19 protein-coding genes and 1 tRNA gene are annotated in these 15,484 nt (G+C 60.5%); 18 read left to right on the plus strand and 2 right to left on the minus strand.

Annotated features, from left to right (window positions below; all coding sequences use genetic code 11):
• Positions 1-16 precede the first annotated feature (16 nt).
• From Q7S96_02320 to Q7S96_02330, 3 genes are all read left to right on the plus strand, one after another.
• Positions 17-895, plus strand: a complete 879-nt coding sequence (locus tag Q7S96_02320) for an MBL fold metallo-hydrolase (protein MDO8463084.1) — start codon at positions 17-19, stop codon at positions 893-895.
• A 46-nt stretch (positions 896-941) separates the two neighbouring features.
• Positions 942-1,406 (plus strand): nucleoside-diphosphate kinase, encoded by a 465-nt coding sequence (ndk, locus tag Q7S96_02325; protein MDO8463085.1) that lies wholly within the window; start codon positions 942-944, stop codon positions 1,404-1,406.
• 359 nt (positions 1,407-1,765) lie between these two features.
• Positions 1,766-1,841, plus strand: a tRNA-Pro gene (locus Q7S96_02330).
• A 385-nt stretch (positions 1,842-2,226) separates the two neighbouring features.
• Here the strand turns inward: Q7S96_02330 and Q7S96_02335 are convergent.
• Positions 2,227-2,508, minus strand: a complete 282-nt coding sequence (locus Q7S96_02335; GenBank protein MDO8463086.1) for a hypothetical protein — start codon at positions 2,506-2,508, stop codon at positions 2,227-2,229.
• Between the two features lie 173 nt (positions 2,509-2,681).
• On the opposite strand from Q7S96_02335, the gene Q7S96_02340 reads away from it, so the two are divergent.
• The 4 genes from Q7S96_02340 to Q7S96_02355 all read left to right on the plus strand — a co-directional run bounded on the left by Q7S96_02340 (position 2,682) and on the right by Q7S96_02355 (position 6,081).
• Positions 2,682-3,617 carry a hypothetical protein gene (locus tag Q7S96_02340; GenBank protein ID MDO8463087.1) on the plus strand — a complete coding sequence of 312 codons (936 nt, stop codon included), beginning with the start codon at positions 2,682-2,684 and terminating at the stop codon, positions 3,615-3,617.
• A 305-nt stretch (positions 3,618-3,922) separates the two neighbouring features.
• A complete protein-coding gene (locus Q7S96_02345; GenBank protein MDO8463088.1) occupies positions 3,923-4,714 on the plus strand; it encodes a hypothetical protein in 792 nt (263 codons plus the stop codon).
• A gap of 19 nt (positions 4,715-4,733) precedes the next feature.
• Entirely contained in the window at positions 4,734-5,327 is a 594-nt protein-coding gene (locus Q7S96_02350) for a hypothetical protein (GenBank protein MDO8463089.1), read from the plus strand.
• A gap of 175 nt (positions 5,328-5,502) precedes the next feature.
• A complete protein-coding gene (locus Q7S96_02355; GenBank protein MDO8463090.1) occupies positions 5,503-6,081 on the plus strand; it encodes a hypothetical protein in 579 nt (192 codons plus the stop codon).
• Between the two features lie 73 nt (positions 6,082-6,154).
• Here Q7S96_02355 and rpmB read toward each other — a convergent pair whose 3' ends face one another.
• Positions 6,155-6,349 (minus strand): 50S ribosomal protein L28, encoded by a 195-nt coding sequence (rpmB, locus tag Q7S96_02360; protein ID MDO8463091.1) that lies wholly within the window; start codon positions 6,347-6,349, stop codon positions 6,155-6,157.
• Between the two features lie 84 nt (positions 6,350-6,433).
• Here rpmB and Q7S96_02365 point away from each other — a divergent pair, with 84 nt between their 5' ends.
• The 11 genes from Q7S96_02365 to rplB all read left to right on the plus strand — a co-directional run bounded on the left by Q7S96_02365 (position 6,434) and on the right by rplB (position 15,446).
• Entirely contained in the window at positions 6,434-7,072 is a 639-nt protein-coding gene (locus tag Q7S96_02365) for a site-2 protease family protein (protein MDO8463092.1), read from the plus strand.
• Positions 7,073-7,213: 141 nt separating this feature from the next.
• Complete coding sequence (gene rpsL / locus Q7S96_02370) at positions 7,214-7,630, plus strand: 30S ribosomal protein S12 (GenBank protein ID MDO8463093.1); 417 nt, start codon at positions 7,214-7,216, stop codon at positions 7,628-7,630.
• Positions 7,631-7,633: 3 nt separating this feature from the next.
• Entirely contained in the window at positions 7,634-8,101 is a 468-nt protein-coding gene (gene rpsG / locus Q7S96_02375) for a 30S ribosomal protein S7 (GenBank protein MDO8463094.1), read from the plus strand.
• 43 nt (positions 8,102-8,144) lie between these two features.
• Positions 8,145-10,232: an elongation factor G gene (gene fusA / locus Q7S96_02380; GenBank protein MDO8463095.1), complete on the plus strand. Its 2,088-nt coding sequence runs from the start codon at positions 8,145-8,147 to the stop codon at positions 10,230-10,232.
• A gap of 81 nt (positions 10,233-10,313) precedes the next feature.
• Positions 10,314-10,664 (plus strand): hypothetical protein, encoded by a 351-nt coding sequence (locus tag Q7S96_02385; protein ID MDO8463096.1) that lies wholly within the window; start codon positions 10,314-10,316, stop codon positions 10,662-10,664.
• Positions 10,665-10,865: 201 nt separating this feature from the next.
• On the plus strand, positions 10,866-12,056 hold the full coding sequence (gene tuf, locus Q7S96_02390; GenBank protein ID MDO8463097.1) for an elongation factor Tu: 1,191 nt from the start codon (positions 10,866-10,868) through the stop codon (positions 12,054-12,056).
• Between the two features lie 68 nt (positions 12,057-12,124).
• The gene (gene rpsJ / locus Q7S96_02395) at positions 12,125-12,487 is read left to right on the plus strand and encodes a 30S ribosomal protein S10 (GenBank protein MDO8463098.1); all 363 of its coding nucleotides are present in this window, start codon (positions 12,125-12,127) and stop codon (positions 12,485-12,487) included.
• Positions 12,488-12,824: 337 nt separating this feature from the next.
• Positions 12,825-13,442 carry a 50S ribosomal protein L3 gene (rplC, locus tag Q7S96_02400; GenBank protein ID MDO8463099.1) on the plus strand — a complete coding sequence of 206 codons (618 nt, stop codon included), beginning with the start codon at positions 12,825-12,827 and terminating at the stop codon, positions 13,440-13,442.
• 91 nt (positions 13,443-13,533) lie between these two features.
• Entirely contained in the window at positions 13,534-14,184 is a 651-nt protein-coding gene (gene rplD, locus Q7S96_02405; protein ID MDO8463100.1) for a 50S ribosomal protein L4, read from the plus strand.
• Between the two features lies 1 nt (position 14,185).
• Entirely contained in the window at positions 14,186-14,584 is a 399-nt protein-coding gene (locus Q7S96_02410; protein MDO8463101.1) for a 50S ribosomal protein L23, read from the plus strand.
• 19 nt (positions 14,585-14,603) lie between these two features.
• On the plus strand, positions 14,604-15,446 hold the full coding sequence (gene rplB / locus Q7S96_02415) for a 50S ribosomal protein L2 (protein ID MDO8463102.1): 843 nt from the start codon (positions 14,604-14,606) through the stop codon (positions 15,444-15,446).
• Positions 15,447-15,484 lie beyond the last annotated feature (38 nt).

Here is a 15,484-nt window from a genome sequence, read left to right on the forward strand (position 1 = left end):
TACGCTCCCCGCCTCTATGGTTGTGCGATTCCCTCGGACGTTCAAAGTCCTCGTGCCACTCCTCATCCTCGTCGGTGCGGCGGTTGCCGGCGCGGTGCGCGAGCACTTTCCCGCACCGGAGACCACGGTCCCGCGTGCCGTAGTGCTCGATATCGGGCAGGGCGACGCGATTCTTCTTGATGGGCCCGGCGATGACGCGGAAGTGCTCATTGACGGTGGTCCGGACGCGACGACGATGCTCGGGAAGCTTCGCGAGCACCTCGGGAGCGACACCTCCCTCAACCTCGTCGTCCTCACGCACCCGCACGCGGACCACGTCGCGGGGCTCGTGGCGGTGCTCGAGCACTACGATGTCGAGCGTGTCCTCCTCACGGGTGCCGTGCACACGACGCAGACGTACCGCGCATTCCTCGAACGCATCGACACGCAGGCCATTGCGACGACGTGGGCCATTGCCGGTGACCGTCTCGTCGTTGGTCCATTCGATCTCGATGTCCTCGCGCCGGCAGCGTCGTTCCACGGCATGCACATTGAGAGCATCAATGACTCCTCCATCGTCCTCATGGCAGCGGTGGGTGCGCAACGCTTGCTCCTCACCGGCGATGCGGAGACCGATGTCCAGCGAACGCTGCTCGATCGCGGTGTGGATCTCCGCGCCGATGTGCTCAAGGTCGCGCACCACGGCGCGGAGAACGGCGCGGTACAGGAGTTCCTCAACGCGGTTGCACCGCGCCACGCGATTATTTCCGTTGGCGCCGGGAACGACTACGGCCATCCGCACCGTCGCGCGCTCAAGCGCCTATCGCGCACGGGAGCGCAGCTCTGGCGAACCGACGAGCAGGGGGACATCACGGTGATGTTCAACGAGGGCTTGCAGGTCTCCGCTGCAAGGTGATACGGTGGTGGTCTCTCATCATGGTCGTTGTACTCTCGACATTCCTATGGAACGAACAGTCATCCTCATGAAACCCGATGCGCTCCAGCGCGGGCTCATCGGCGAGCTCCTCCTGCGTTTCGAGCGCAAGGGCCTCCAGATCATCGGTCTCAAGATGATGAGCATCTCCGATCTCCAGGTTGAAGAGCACTACGCGCACCACAAGGACAAGCCCTTCTTTGGCGGGCTCAAGCAGTTTATGCAGTCCGCGCCGGTCGTCGCAGTTGCGCTCCAGGGTGTTGATGCCATCGAGGCGGTCCGCATCATCGTTGGACCGACGAAGGGACGGGTGGCACCCGCGGGGACCATCCGTGGTGATTTTGCAATGTCCATGCAGGAGAACCTCGTTCATGCCTCGGACTCCGTGGAGACCGCAGCGGCAGAGCTCACGCGATTCTTCGCCATGGACGACCTCCATGCGTACGAGCGCGCCGACCTCGCGTGGATCTACGCGGAAGACGAGCGTTCCTGAGCTTGAGCGCGGAGGCGAAGGGTGCTATACTCAAGGTGACTCCATTGCTTATCGGAAAGGATCCGGGACAATTTTCTGCTGAAAAGGCGCACATCCTAGACCACTGTGGTGGAATGGGGCGCGCCTCCGCTCTCCGTGTGTCGTTGGGGCGAAAGCCCCGGTCGGGAACCGCCGCGATCGCTCACCATCGGTGAGCGACCTGCGGCAGGGGAACGGCTCGCGCACGTGGGACGCTTGGATGCAGTCGGATCCTTCCCGATTCGGCGTGGAGTCACACGGAGAGTGATACGCGCTGCGCACGGTGCATGAGATCCGTGCGCTCTCTGTGTATCTGGCGATGTCGTCAGATCATGTGCATTCGGGCTATAGCTCAGTTGGTAGAGCGCTTGCATGGGGTGCAAGAGGCCGTCGGTTCAAGTCCGGCTAGCCCGACCAAGTTACAACACGAGCGTGTAGCATTTTTTCGTTCGTCATTGCGAGGAGTCCCGAGGCAAGCTCGGGATTCCGGCTTGCCTCCATCTCGCAACGTCGGAGTCCGCGCTTCGCGAAGGAGGGTAGCTTTGAGCGAAGGAGGAAGTCGAGAAATCTCACTTCCCCCCTTCGTCATTTCGAGCGAGTCCGCGAGTCGAGAAATCTCGTTGAGCAGGAGGACGTCGCTCGTGCTGTTGGACGAGATCTCTCCACTCGTTCGAGGACTCACTCGGTCGCAATGACGGAGAGGGAGGAGAAGGGGGAAGAGGGGTGTGATGATCCAAAAAGAAGAGACCCGCCAGAGGTCCCCAAGGACATGGCGGGTCAGTTGAAGTGTCGTGCGTGCAGTTCACGCCTTGGAGGCGTTCACCGCGGCGATGATCAGCTCGGCATCTGCGCGCGACGAAGTGCTCGCGACGAGATCGCCAAAGCGATCCAGGACTGCAAAGTCGCCACGACCGAGACCTCGATCACGGAAACCGAGCTCCCATGGACGAGGATGGGCTGTGAAGTAGCCCTTGCGTTCCAGCAAATCGTGTGCTTCTGCGGGCGTCACGTTCCCTTCCGCTTGCATGGCCTCCAGGAGCGGCGGCCTTCGTCTGTCCACGTACGATTCCGGTGCGTCCTGCATGGTCCCACCTCCCGATTTCTTACATTTTTCGTGTGTTCCCTGGACTCGCATCAAGAATAACAGATACGAGCATGAAAGTCAATAGCTGCATTGAGAAGTTGACTATGCGATGGAGAATTCGCTCAGCTCATGCACTCGGTTGACACCGCGGTCTGTTTGTGGTATGGTGAATAGTGATCTTTGTAAACGGCGGCCGCCTCCTGCGCATGGTGCGTGAGGGTGCGAAAACCAAGACCGAAGGAGGTATTATCATGGCGGCATCGCGTTTTGCTGTCGACGGTGATACGTATTGGAAGATCCGTGGAAAGATGTTGGATATTGAGCGACAGGTGCGGCAGAAGGGTGGATGTCCGCTCAACCCGCGGCAGTTGCTCGGCGCATTGCAGGCGATTGGTGAGGGTCGCTTCGCACAAGATCCCGCCTCCGCCCTCGTCCTCCCCCAGCGCCCCCCGCTCATCCACGGAATGTTCGCCAATCTGGAAACCCAGATCGCGAACATGCGAAAGTGGAACGAGCGGCGGAGATGGGGATTCACGTCAGCGGACTTTGTGCTCGGAGACCCGCCCGCATGGCCAGACGACCGTCTCGTCGCCGTAGTGCTGGTACCCTACCTCCCGGACCACAAGGGAGTAACCGGTATCCAGCGCACCTTCGACGAGCTGTGGGAAGTTACCTCCCGTCGTCAGCCCAATCGGGACCGATGGAGTGAAGTTCGATCCGACCCGCAGCATCTGACGCTGCTGGACGGCATTACCCACACCCCCGGCCTCCGCTGGGAGGTCATTGACCTCGGTGCCAACTGGGACAAGCAGAACGGCATTGCTCCCAACACCGTCCGCTCCCCAGCGTCATCTCCCCACGCCGGCATCCTCGCCGCCACAGCCCATCATCCCCGGTGGGTGCGGAAGATGGACAGCACCACCGTTCCATTCGTGTGGGCCCCGGGCTACCGCTTAGCGGTTCCCGGCCGCGTTCCCCGCGTGCCGATCGTGGGCTGGAGCCGCGACGAGCGGCTGGTGCACCTGCGCGCGCTCTGGGACGACCGCCGGGTGCCGGACTACGCTGTTCCCCGTTTTCGTTCGCCGTCTCTCGCAGGGAGTGGCACTTAGCCCTTGGACTCTCGGGACTCGGAATACCTTGGCTTCTCTGGCCTTGGTACTTCCGGGTCCCGTTTCTTTTGCTACCATGGTGATGTGGGAGAGTACGCATATACGCTGCTGTCCACGGATAGCAGTCGCGGAAATCCTTTCGACACCTCGCATGGAGCAGCCAGAGTTCCATCATTGCCCGTGCGTAATGGAAGCGTGCGGAGCGAGGCGGTCGAGCACTCCGTGCGTTCCTTTGGAGACAGCGGCCGACTCCAATCGCGCCTTCGCGCACTTCGCGTGGTGATCGCACTCGTTGGCTAGTGCCTATGGTCAATCAACAACTGCTTGAGTATATCAAGCAATCAATACAACAGGGGGTGAGTCGTGAGCAGATCAAAAGCACGCTTATGGCGAACGGGTGGCAAGCGCAGGACGTTGAAGAAGGATGGAATAACGTTCATGCTCCCAGCGTGTCGCGTGCGCATTCGGTAGCCCCCATGAGCACATCAAGCAATACACTGAAAGTGATTGTAGGCATTATGACGGGCATCGTTGTTGTAGGCGGTGGAACGTATGTGGTCAGTCAAACAATTTTTAAGTCAGAAAAAATGTCCGACGTTTCTCCTGTCGTTGCGCAGCAGCTACCAACCGAAACACCTTTCGCAATACCCATCCCTCCTCCACCATCTGAACCAGCACCAACTCCTCCTCAACCATCTGAACCAATACCCACGCAAGTGACATCGCAAAATCCTGAGGTGGTCTTTGCTGATGCATTGCGTTCTTGTACAAAGCATCGCATGACATTTGAACACCCCTTTACGGGAGAAATGTTAGAAAAAGAAATTTTGGGATTCATGAACGAAACGTGCAATTATACTGAGCAAATGCCGAATGGCGGAAAAATGGAGTGTCAATATTCCGAGAGCGAGAGGATTGCTGTCGCTCAATATTACAGAGACGTTGCAATAGCGGAATCTGTTGGTACAAGTTTGCGTGCTGATCTCGGAAGCGGTGAACAGCAAACGACCTATACTATCAATGGCAAGGTGGTTGATAATCCCCTGCAAGAAGCAATGGATAGCGGTGCTTGCGTGATCTCGGGTTACGAAAGTTAATATCTTGCTTATGAGGATTGTGCAAGAGCATCCGTCGGTCATGATCCTGAAAGATAGCAATGTCATTGCCTTTGCTGCTGGAACATTTTTTCTTTTGGTCGGCATTATCGTGATTGTTGAACCAGATCTTTTTACAAACCAACCTCCTTTTTGGTTGGGATTTGTTTTCATGCTTTTTGGTGGCGGTATGGTCGTTGGGGGAAAAATAATTACGGTGTATCTTGATAAATCGGCGAATAAGCTCATTTTTGTGCAAAAGGGACTGAGTGGACGTAAGCGCAAGGAGTACGATCTCAGTCAAATAAAAGAAGTAGAATTATCCGTAGCATACAATGCTGCAAGCAAGAGCAAGGGCGGCGGACATTCTTATCACGTCGCATTTGTATGCAAGAGCGGCGAAATAATCCAGCTCAATCCCGGTCATGCGTCTGTCCGAAGATTCATGGGACGACAGATCATTCCAGAAAAAATCCTTGGTGTAAGGATTGCCGCCTTTTTAGGTGTTCCATTTCAAGAAAGACGACCCCCGACCGTGCAGGAGACCTTATCAGCCGTCACTTCTGCAATACAGAACGTGGCCGAGCAAGAGGTGACACAACGAAAAACGTTGTGATGTTTGATTGACAGCGGCGCGCGGGAAGCTGGTAGGCATGTCGAGATGTCCTATTGTTTTGCTTCGACATGTTGACGAAAAACGGCGAGCTCGATTACGCTGGAGAGAGGATCGTGCGCTACGGGAAGCGTAGGCGCGTTTTTCGTTCTTTCACCCGAGACGTGTGGAGGATTCCGTGCAAGAGCATGCTGATGGGAAGCGGAAGCGTGTACCGGTACCAATGCGCGTTGGGAAGATGCTCACCCTCGTGAACGTGACGTACCAGCGAAGCTGGGATGCGGGCGCGGGTGTGTACCAGTCGCGTGCGGTCGTCGTGCTCCACATGGTTGGACACGAGGATATGCTCTGTCACGGGATCGGCAGAGCACCTGCGGGGACGATCACCGCCATCGAACTCGCGCTGCGCGATGCGATCAGCAGAGCCAGTGACATCGCGGTGCCACCCCCCGAGCTCCTCGCGTTCGAGATTCACGTCGCGTCCGGCAACACCGAGCCGAGTGCTCCGGCGAACGCGACTGCGGAGGTGAGCGTGGCGGGCTGCAAGCGGCGCGTGCAGATTGACCACCCCGACGGTGCGACCGCTGGCGCACTCCTCCTTTTCGATGTCTACGATCTCCACCTCTTCGAGCGCTGGAGTACCCTCCTCAAGGGCGCGCACGTCGATCCCCATGAGGTCCTCGAGCGTGTTCGTACGTATCGCAACCGTCCCGTCGCCGGAGATGGGGTGGGGTTCCCATCCTCCGACCCTCCGTGATCGCACTCGCGAGCCCCACGAAACGAAAACCGCTCCGATGAACATCGGAGCGGTTCTCTCTTGCGCGTTCTTCCTACGCCTTTGCCTGCGCCTCCGCGAGGTGCTTCGCGCGCGTACGGAGACAGCTCGTGCAGACGCGCGTGCGCACGCCGTCGAGTCGTTTGCGCACGAGGTTGATGCCAAACGTTCGTTTCGTCTTGATGTTTGAGTGGCTCACCGTGTGCCCATTCCCGGAACCACGGCGGCAGACCTCGCATCGCTTCGCCATACAGGAGGAGTACCAATATCCAGCTTCCATCTCCAATGGTCCTACGGTATCATACAGGGAAACGTCGTCAAGTCGGACTGCTCTATGCCCATCACCCTTATCTTCAACCAGCCAGCAGTTGGTCTCGCGTGGGTCGCAGCCATCCTCGTGGCGCTCGCCATCCATGAGTACGCCCACGCGCTCGTGGGATCATGGCTCGGTGACTCCACGGCGCGACACGAGGGGCGACTCACGCTCAACCCGCTCGCGCATGTGGACCCCTTTGGGTTCCTCATGCTCCTCCTTGTGGGATTCGGGTGGGGAAAACCCGTCCCGTTTGATCCGTCGCAGCTGAAGTACCGCACGTGGGGCCCGGCCATCGTTGCGCTCGCCGGCCCCGCGATGAATCTCATCGGGCTCACGACCGCGGGTATCCTCCTCGGGGTGCTCGATCGCGTCACCGCGCTCCCGCCGAACAACCTCCTCGTGCTCACCCTCGCGTTCGTCTTCCAGATCAACCTCGTCCTCATGCTCTTCAACCTTATCCCCATTCCGCCGCTCGATGGGTCAAAGTTGCTCCTCTCCGCGCTCGCGCACCCTCGATACGACCATGCGCGCTTCGTCCTCACGACGCGCGGCCCGATCATCCTCCTCGGTATCATTATCCTCGATCGCGCGATGGGTGGTCTCATCTTCGGTCGTCTCTTCCAGGGCGCCATGGAGCGGATCATCGGGTTGTTCTAATCGCTACCGCAGGGCGCACCCCCTTGTGGGTGACCACGCTTGACGGAGAAAACGGCTGTTGCTACAGTAGTTCCTGAAGGCATGAGGCACTGCCCTTTGGCGTGCTTCCTTTCATTTGCGGGTACTCCAGAATCCTGCGGTATGCCGACGACGAACCAACTCCTCCGCTACGGACGGAAGGCAAAATCGAAAAAATCCAAGGCACCGGCGATGCAGTACGTGTTCAACTCCCTGCGCCGCCTGCGGACCAACCTCCCGAAGGGGAGCCCGTTCAAGCGGGGGGTCTGCCTGAAGGTGACGACGATGACGCCAAAGAAGCCCAACTCCGCGATCCGCAAGATCGCGCGTGTCCGGTTGTCGAACGGTCAGGAAGTGACGGCGTACATTCCGGGCATCGGCCACAATCTTCAGGAGCACTCCATCGTGCTCATTCGTGGTGGCCGCGTGCGTGACCTTCCGGGTGTACGCTACCACATCGTCCGCGGTGTCTACGACTCCACCGGTGTCGAGAATCGCAAGAATAGCCGGTCACTGTACGGCGTGAAGAAGAGCACGTGATCTATGCGAGGGAAACAAGCACCACGACGCAGCATCACTCCGGATCCGAAGTACGGATCGGTGACGCTTGCGAAGTTCACCAACTACATCATGAAGCGCGGCAAGAAGACCGTTGCGCAGGGGATTGTGTACGCGGCGTTCGAGGACGTCGCGAAGCGGAGCGAACAGGATCCGCTTGACGTGTTCGCGCGCGCGCTCAAGAACGTCGCACCGGCAATGGAGGTGCGCTCGAAGCGCGTGGGTGGCGCGAACTACCAGGTGCCCTTCCCCGTACGCGGTGATCGCCGGCAGTCGCTCGCGTTTCGCTGGCTCCTCGGAGCCACGCGGCAGCGGAAGGGGAAGTCCATGGCGGCACGGCTCGCGGATGAGCTCCTCGCCGCATCGCAGGGCGAGGGTGCTGCCGTGAAGAAGCGCCAGGACGTCCAGCGCATGGCCGACTCCAACCGCGCTTTCGCACACTTCGCGTGGTGATGACATTCGGTGTTCGCTCCTAGCCCCCTCCTCCCCGTCCCCTATGGCCCGTGAGTACGACCTCGCGCACACGCGGAACATCGGCATCATTGCCCACATCGACGCCGGGAAGACCACGGTCTCCGAGCGGTTTTTGTTCTACACGGGCAAGAAGCACAAGATCGGCGAGGTGCACGAGGGTTCTGCGACCATGGACTGGATGGAGCAGGAGCAGGAGCGCGGGATCACGATTACGTCCGCGGCGACGACGCTGTTCTGGAAGGAGCATCGGATGAACCTCATTGATACGCCCGGGCACATTGACTTCACCGTCGAGGTGCAACGCTCACTCCGCGTGCTCGACGGCGCGGTTGTCGTGTTCGACGGCGTCGCGGGTGTTGAGCCGCAGTCCGAGACGGTGTGGCGCCAGGCGGACAAGTACCATGTCCCGCGGATCTGCTTCGTGAACAAGCTCGATCGCATGGGCGCGGATTTCGATGCGGACATCGCAAGCATCCACGAGCGGCTCACGAAGAAGGCGTACCCGATCCAGCTCCCCATCGGCCAGGAGTCCGACTTCCGCGGTGTCGTGGATCTCATCGAGATGAAGGCGTGGGAGTGGAAGGGCGAGGAGGGGAAAGAGATTGAGGAGATCGCGATCCCCGCAGAAATGCGGGAGCGCGTGGACGCCGCGCGGAGCAAGCTCCTCGAAGTGGTCGCCGAGCAGGACGAGGCACTCATGGAACAATACCTCGCTGGTGGGACGCTCGATGTAGCCGCGATCAAGCGCACGCTCCGAAAGGCCGTGCTCGCCTTCGAGATCATTCCGGTCCTCTGCGGGTCGGCACTCAAGAACAAGGGCGTCCAGGCACTCATTGATGCGGTCATTGCCTACCTCCCGAGCCCGCTCGATCTCCCGCCCGTTCACGGGTTCGATCCCAAGAATCCCGAACAGCCCATCGAGCGCAAGGCCGATGACGGTGAGCCGCTCTGCGCGCTCGCGTTCAAGATTGCCACCGATCCGTTCGTGGGGAAGCTCTGCTTCTTCCGCGTTTACTCCGGCATGCTCGCGGCGGGGAGCTACGTGCTCAATACGACGACGGGGAAGAAGGAGCGCATCGGGCGCATCGTGCGTATGCACGCGAACAGCCGCGAGGATGTCGATGCGGTGTACGCGGGTGAGATCGCCGCTGCGGTGGGTCTCAAGGAGACGAGCACCGGCCACACGCTGTGCGATCCCGCGCACCCGATCTCGCTCGAGGCACTCGAGTTCCCGGAGCCCGTCATTTCCATCGCGGTGGAACCGAAGACGAAAGGCGATCAGGAGAAGCTCGGTGTCGGCCTCCAGAAGCTCGCGGAGGAGGATCCGACGTTCCGCGTGCGCACGGACGAGGAGACTGCGCAGACGATCATCTCCGGCATGGGCGAGCTCCACCTCGACATCATCGTTGATCGTCTCCGCCGTGAGTTCAAGGTGGAGGTGAACACAGGCAAGCCGCAGGTGGCGTACCGCGAGACCGTGAAGCAGACCGCGGAGGCGGAGGGTAAGTACGTGAAGCAGACTGGCGGCCACGGACAGTATGGCCATTGCTGGCTCCGCGTGGAGCCGCTGCCCGCCGGGGGGGGATTTGAGTTTGACGACGCGATCAAGGGTGGTTCGATTCCGCGCGAGTTCGTCCCCGCCATCGAGAAGGGCGTGAAGGAAGCAATCGCGCGCGGTGTCCTCGCGGGCTACCCGGTCGTGGACATCAAGGTCACCGTGTACGATGGGAGCTACCACGACGTGGACTCCTCGGAGATTGCGTTCAAGATCGCCGCGTCCATGGCGTTCCAGGCCGCAACGAAGCGGGCGAAGCTCATCCTCCTCGAGCCGGTCATGCAGATCGAAGTTGTCACGCCGGAGCAGTTCATGGGCGATGTCATCGGCGACCTCAACGCGCGCCGCGCGCAGGTGCAGGAGTTCCGCGATCGCGGGAACGCGAAGGTCATTGATGCGATCGTGCCGCTCGGCGAGATGTTCGGGTACGTGACGCAGCTGCGTTCGATGACGCAGGGACGCGCGTCGTCCTCCATGGAGTTCGCCCACTACGCCGAGGTTCCAAAGAATGTCGAGCAGGAGGTGGTCGGCGATCGGGGCGGAACTCCGTCGTGAGTCAAAAGCGAGCGCGCGGGAGACACGCACTTGACGGCCCTTATCCACACCGTATTGTAGACCATGTCAGGACCCACCTCTATGGACCCATCCATGTTCCAGCACCTCTTCGCACTCATCGAGCGCACGGGCGACCGGTTGGTTGTCGTAGACCCCGCATCGCGGAAGCCCTATGTGGTCATGGGGCTCGCGCAGTATGAGCAGCTCGTTTCCCCACCATCGCCGAAGCCGGCTTCGGCGTTCCTCGCGAGCCAGCAGAACTCCGCAAACGAGGATATCGCGGTGTGGCGGGCCATGCAGGAACCGGATGTCGTTGCGCCGGAGGAGGCGGTAGCGAGCATCCCGATTGGCATGATGGGTAGTTTTGTCCCGGAGCCACTCCAAGCGGCGATCCCGGACGATGACCGCTTCTACGTGGAACCCATCGAGTGAGGGGGCTTTGGACAGGGTATCGCTTGGGGAAAATCCCTGGACAGTGCCGGTCCTTGCGCGTTTTTTGGGATGTGCTACGATAGTTTTGACACGCAATTCTTAAAGGTGGAATCGCTTTTTTTATTGCAACTAAGCCAAGAGTCGGACAGTGGTGTCATCAGCGTCATTGCTGCTGCGCCATGAACGTCACCTATTCGAAATATGGCCGAGAAATTTGAGCGAACAAAGCCACACGTGAACGTCGGAACGATTGGTCACGTGGACCACGGAAAGACAACACTCACCGCAGCGCTCTTGGCGGTGCTTCGTGCGTCGGGACACCGTGCGTCCGACAAGGGTGTTGATGCGATTGACGTTGCACCCGAAGAGAAGGCGCGCGGGATTACGATCAACACGGCACACGTCGAGTACGAGTCCGATGCGCGTCACTACGCGCACATTGATTGTCCCGGACACGCGGACTACGTGAAGAACATGATCACGGGTGCCGCACAGATGGACGGCGCGATCCTCGTGGTGTCCGCCGCGGATGGTCCCATGCCGCAGACGCGCGAGCACATCCTCCTCGCCCGACAGGTTGGAGTTCCGCAGATCGTCGTCTTCCTCAACAAGGTAGACCAGGTGGAAGATGCCGAACTCATTGATCTCGTCGAGGAAGAGGTGCGCGACCTCCTCAAGAAGTACGAGTACGACGGCAATGCCGTCACCATCGTGCGCGGTTCGGCACTCCAGGCGCTCGAAAATCCGACGGATGCAGTGAAGACGAAGCCGATCTTCGATCTCGTTGCAGCACTCGACACGAAGATTCCGAATCCGGTGCGCGAAGTGGAAAAGCCCTTCCTCATGCCCGTTGAAGACGTCTTCTCCATCGAGGGTCGTGGCACCGTTGCAACGGGCCGCATCGAGCGCGGACAGGTGCACATCAACGAGGAGGTGGAGCTGATTGGTGTTCGGGCAACGGCGAAGACGGTCGTCACCGGTATCGAGATGTTCAACAAGATGCTCGATGAGGGTCTCGCGGGTGACAACGTCGGACTGCTCCTCCGCGGTGTGAAGAAGGAGGACATCGAGCGCGGGCAGGTCATCGCGAAGCCAGGCAGTGTGACGCCGCACACGGAGTTCGAGGCAGAGGTGTACACGCTCACGAAGGAGGAGGGTGGCCGTCACAAGCCGTTCCTCAAGGGGTACAAGCCACAGTTCTACATCCGCACGACGGATGTGACGGGCGAGGTGACGCTGCCCGAGGGGACGGAGATGGTCATGCCGGGTGACACGACGAACCTCAACGTGAAACTCCTCGTTCCGGTTGCACTGGAGGAGCGACAGCGCTTTGCGATTCGCGAGGGTGGTCGCACGGTTGGTGCCGGTGTCGTCACGAAGATTCTTGCCTAACAACGCTGTTCCTCGGTGGGCGCGCAGCGCGCCCACCGCAGGGATGCACACGTACCTTCCTCCCACGCATGCCGAAAGCAAAAGACAAGAAGCAAGCGGCCACGACGGCGAGCCCCGAGCGAGAAGAAACATCGCGCATTCGCATCAAGATTCGTGCCTACGATCACAAGATCATTGACGAGTCGGCGAAGACGATCGTGGAGACCGCGAAGCGCTCCGGTGCGTTGGTGCGCGGGCCTGTGCCGCTGCCGACCGAGCGTCGTCGCTACACGGTGAACCGTTCGCCGTTCAAGCACAAGCGCGCGCGCGATCAGTACGAGATGCGTATCCACAAGCGCCTGCTCGATATCATGCAGCCAACCCCGAAGACCGTCGAGGCGCTGACGACACTCAACTTGCCGGCAGGTGTGAATATTGAGGTGAAGATGTAGGTGGGAGGAGTGAGTATTCGAGTGTGTGAGTATGCGAGTGGTAGGGAGGTACGCTCCCGACCGTTGGCACGCTCACATACCGAGTGATCGCGCACGACAGGAGATCGAAGGAAGGATTGAGTGGACCCCGTACGGGCACGCCGCTTGAAAACCGCTTCGATCCATACGTACACGTAGCGTTACCAACTTGCAACGGAGACAAAGACCACGAACAGCACCGCGGAGGAGTTCCCTGTTCGTGATGGAGTCGCGCGGGACGGATCCGGAGATACTTCGGATCGGTCCCGCGGGCCTCCATCGCGTTTTTTCGTTCCACGAAGGCCCGTGGTCGGATCCTATGCAGTTTCTCCTCGCACGAAAACTCGAGATGACGCAGCGCTACGACGGTGATCGTTCGGTTCCCACCACGATCCTCGTCGTTTCGCCGTGCACCGTCACGCAGGTGCGGACGGAGAAGAAGGATGGGTACGCGGCGGTCCAAATCGCATCGGGGGTGCGTCGGCATGTGACGAAGGCGCTCCTCGGTCACTTTGGCGGACTGCACCATCGTACTGCGCGTGAGCTGCGGACGGTTGGTGTCCCTGATGTCAGCGTTGGCGATGTCATGGGTGTCTCCGTGTTCGCGCCGGGTGATCGGGTGAACGTCGTGGCAACGTCAAAGGGGAAGGGGTTTGCCGGCGTGGTGAAGCGCCATCATTTCCACGGACACAACGCGACGCATGGAACGAAGGACCAGGTCCGCATGCCGGGGTCAATCGGTGCGGGCGGTGTCCAGCACGTCTTCCGCGGGAAGCGCATGGCGGGCCGAATGGGTGGGGATCGGATCACGGTGAAGAACCTCGTCGTGGTGGCGGTGGATGCTGAGCGACAGACGATCGAGCTCCGGGGCGCTGTGCCTGGCGCGCGCGGAGCACTCGTGGAAATTCGCCCCTACGCGGGGTATTGGAAGAGCTAACGCAAGACGTATGCGCGCGTGCGGATCGTGGGGCCGGAGGGCCGCCTGACGACCGGCATGCGCACAGACGGGAAGCGCGTACAGGAGAGATATGCTGCAAGCAGCGGTATACAACCAGGCGGGCGAGAAGACGGGGGCCATGGAACTCCCCCCGCAGGTGTTTGGCGTTGCGCCGAGCTCCGCAGTTCTCCACCAGGTCATCGTTGCCCAGGAAGCAAATGCGCGTCACGCGATTGCACACACGAAGACGCGCGGCGAGGTCTCTGGCGGCGGCAAGAAGCCGTGGAAGCAGAAGGGGACGGGTCGTGCGCGCGCGGGCTCCACGCGTTCGCCGCTCTGGGTAGGAGGCGGAACCACGTTCGGCCCACGATCCGTGCGAAACTTTGCGCTGCGCATCAATACGAAAATGCGACGCCAGGCCGTGCGCATGGCGCTCTCGGATAAGGTTTCTGCGGAGCGGTTTCTCATCGTGGAGGAGTTTACGCCCGTTGCGGGCAAGACGAAGGAAGCAGCAGCGATTCTTCACGCGCTCAGCGCAGTGGTACCAACGGAGCGTCGTGCTCCATCCGTTCTCGTCGTACTCGATCAGTCGCAGCGGGGTGCCGCGCGGAGCATGCGGAACCTCCCGCGTACGTCTGGCATTGATGCGGCGCACCTCAACACGCGAGACATCGTGAAGCACGATCTCATTGTGGCAACACGTGAGGCGGTTGCAACGATGATCGAGCGACTCAACCCGTAGTATGGCATTCCTCAAGCGCAAGCACACTGCAAAAGATGTCGTGACGCAGCAGGCCTCTGCACCGACACCGCCTGCTCCGGCGAGTGCTGCGACGATCGCATCGCGCCCGTCGAACGTGTTGCCGTACCCGGTACTCCTCGAGCCCTACCTGACCGAGAAATCGAGCATCCTTGCGGAGCTGGGACAGTACACGTTCCTCGTGCATGGGAAGTCGGAGAAGGTGCAGATCGCGCGTGCGATCGCGGATCGGTACCATGTGCATCCTGTGCAGGTCCGCATCATGCGTACGACGGGGAAGCGTGTCCAGCACGGTCGGACCACCGGTTGGCGCAGCGGGGTGAAGAAGGCGGTCATTACCCTCACGGCCGGTGAGACGATGCCGTTTGGTGTGCGCACGTGACGCAGCATTCTCGAACACTATGCCCCTCGTCATCTACAAACCAACGAGTGCAGCGCGACGGAAGACCTCCATCGTGCGTGGTGAGGTGGATACACGGAAACCGGAGAAACGGCTGCTCATCACCAAGAAATCCACCGGAGGGCGAAACGCCCAGGGTCGCATCACCGTCCGCCATCGCGGCGGAGGCGTGAAGCGTCGCATCCGATTGGTGGACAACAAGCGACTGCGTTTCCACGATCCGGCAACGGTGATCGCCATTACGTACGATCCGAACCGCAATGCACGCCTCGCGCTCGTTTCCTATAAAGATGGCACGAAGTCGTACATCATTGCGCCACATACGATCGAGGTGGGTATGGAAGTGCTCTCCGCAGCGGAGAAGATCGCCATCCGCGTTGGGAATCGTATGCCGCTCGAGCATATCCCGACGGGGATGCTCGTCCACGATGTCGAACTCCAGCCGATGCAGGGAGCGAAGCTCGCGCGCGGTGCGGGCGTTGGTGTGCAGCTCATGGCGATTGAGGGGAAGTACGCGCAGCTCAAGTTGCCGTCCGGCGAGGTACGCCTCGTCCCCAAGACGTGTGCCGCAACGATTGGGCAGGTCGGGAACCCGGATGCGCGTCTCGTGCGCACGGGGAAGGCCGGCCGCACGCGACGGCTGGGCATTCGTCCGACGGTCCGCGGGAAGGTCATGAACCCGGTGGACCATCCCCACGGCGGCGGTGAGGGTCGCAACTCCATCGGTCTCACGCACCCGAAGACGAAGTGGGGGCGACACGCACTGGGCGTGAAGACGCGCCGGAAGAAGAAGTGGAGCAGCGTGCTCATCGTCAAGCGTCGGAAGCCGAAGAAGCGCAAGTAAGCTGCAAGCCGACAGCTTCAAGCTCCAAGTCAGGAATG

The organism is bacterium, from assembly GCA_030647005.1.
GTDB lineage: Bacteria > Patescibacteriota > Patescibacteriia > JACPHY01 > JACPHY01 > JAUSKG01.

Excerpts from the sequence above, each read along its gene's own strand:
- Q7S96_02365 (MDO8463092.1), top strand. The coding sequence starts at position 6,434 with ATGCCCATCACCCTTATCTTCAACCAGCCAGCAGTTGGTCTCGCGTGG.
- rpsJ (MDO8463098.1), top strand. The coding sequence starts at position 12,125 with ATGCCGAAAGCAAAAGACAAGAAGCAAGCGGCCACGACGGCGAGCCCC.
- Q7S96_02345 (MDO8463088.1), top strand. The coding sequence starts at position 3,923 with ATGGTCAATCAACAACTGCTTGAGTATATCAAGCAATCAATACAACAG.
- fusA (MDO8463095.1), top strand. The coding sequence starts at position 8,145 with ATGGCCCGTGAGTACGACCTCGCGCACACGCGGAACATCGGCATCATT.
- Q7S96_02320 (MDO8463084.1), top strand. The coding sequence starts at position 17 with ATGGTTGTGCGATTCCCTCGGACGTTCAAAGTCCTCGTGCCACTCCTC.
- rplD (MDO8463100.1), top strand. The coding sequence starts at position 13,534 with ATGCTGCAAGCAGCGGTATACAACCAGGCGGGCGAGAAGACGGGGGCC.
- rplC (MDO8463099.1), top strand. The coding sequence starts at position 12,825 with ATGCAGTTTCTCCTCGCACGAAAACTCGAGATGACGCAGCGCTACGAC.
- tuf (MDO8463097.1), top strand. The coding sequence starts at position 10,866 with ATGGCCGAGAAATTTGAGCGAACAAAGCCACACGTGAACGTCGGAACG.
- rplB (MDO8463102.1), top strand. The coding sequence starts at position 14,604 with ATGCCCCTCGTCATCTACAAACCAACGAGTGCAGCGCGACGGAAGACC.
- Q7S96_02385 (MDO8463096.1), top strand. The coding sequence starts at position 10,314 with ATGGACCCATCCATGTTCCAGCACCTCTTCGCACTCATCGAGCGCACG.
- rpsL (MDO8463093.1), top strand. The coding sequence starts at position 7,214 with ATGCCGACGACGAACCAACTCCTCCGCTACGGACGGAAGGCAAAATCG.
- rpsG (MDO8463094.1), top strand. The coding sequence starts at position 7,634 with ATGCGAGGGAAACAAGCACCACGACGCAGCATCACTCCGGATCCGAAG.
- Q7S96_02335 (MDO8463086.1), bottom strand. The coding sequence starts at position 2,508 with ATGCAGGACGCACCGGAATCGTACGTGGACAGACGAAGGCCGCCGCTC.
- Q7S96_02410 (MDO8463101.1), top strand. The coding sequence starts at position 14,186 with ATGGCATTCCTCAAGCGCAAGCACACTGCAAAAGATGTCGTGACGCAG.
- rpmB (MDO8463091.1), bottom strand. The coding sequence starts at position 6,349 with ATGGCGAAGCGATGCGAGGTCTGCCGCCGTGGTTCCGGGAATGGGCAC.
- ndk (MDO8463085.1), top strand. The coding sequence starts at position 942 with ATGGAACGAACAGTCATCCTCATGAAACCCGATGCGCTCCAGCGCGGG.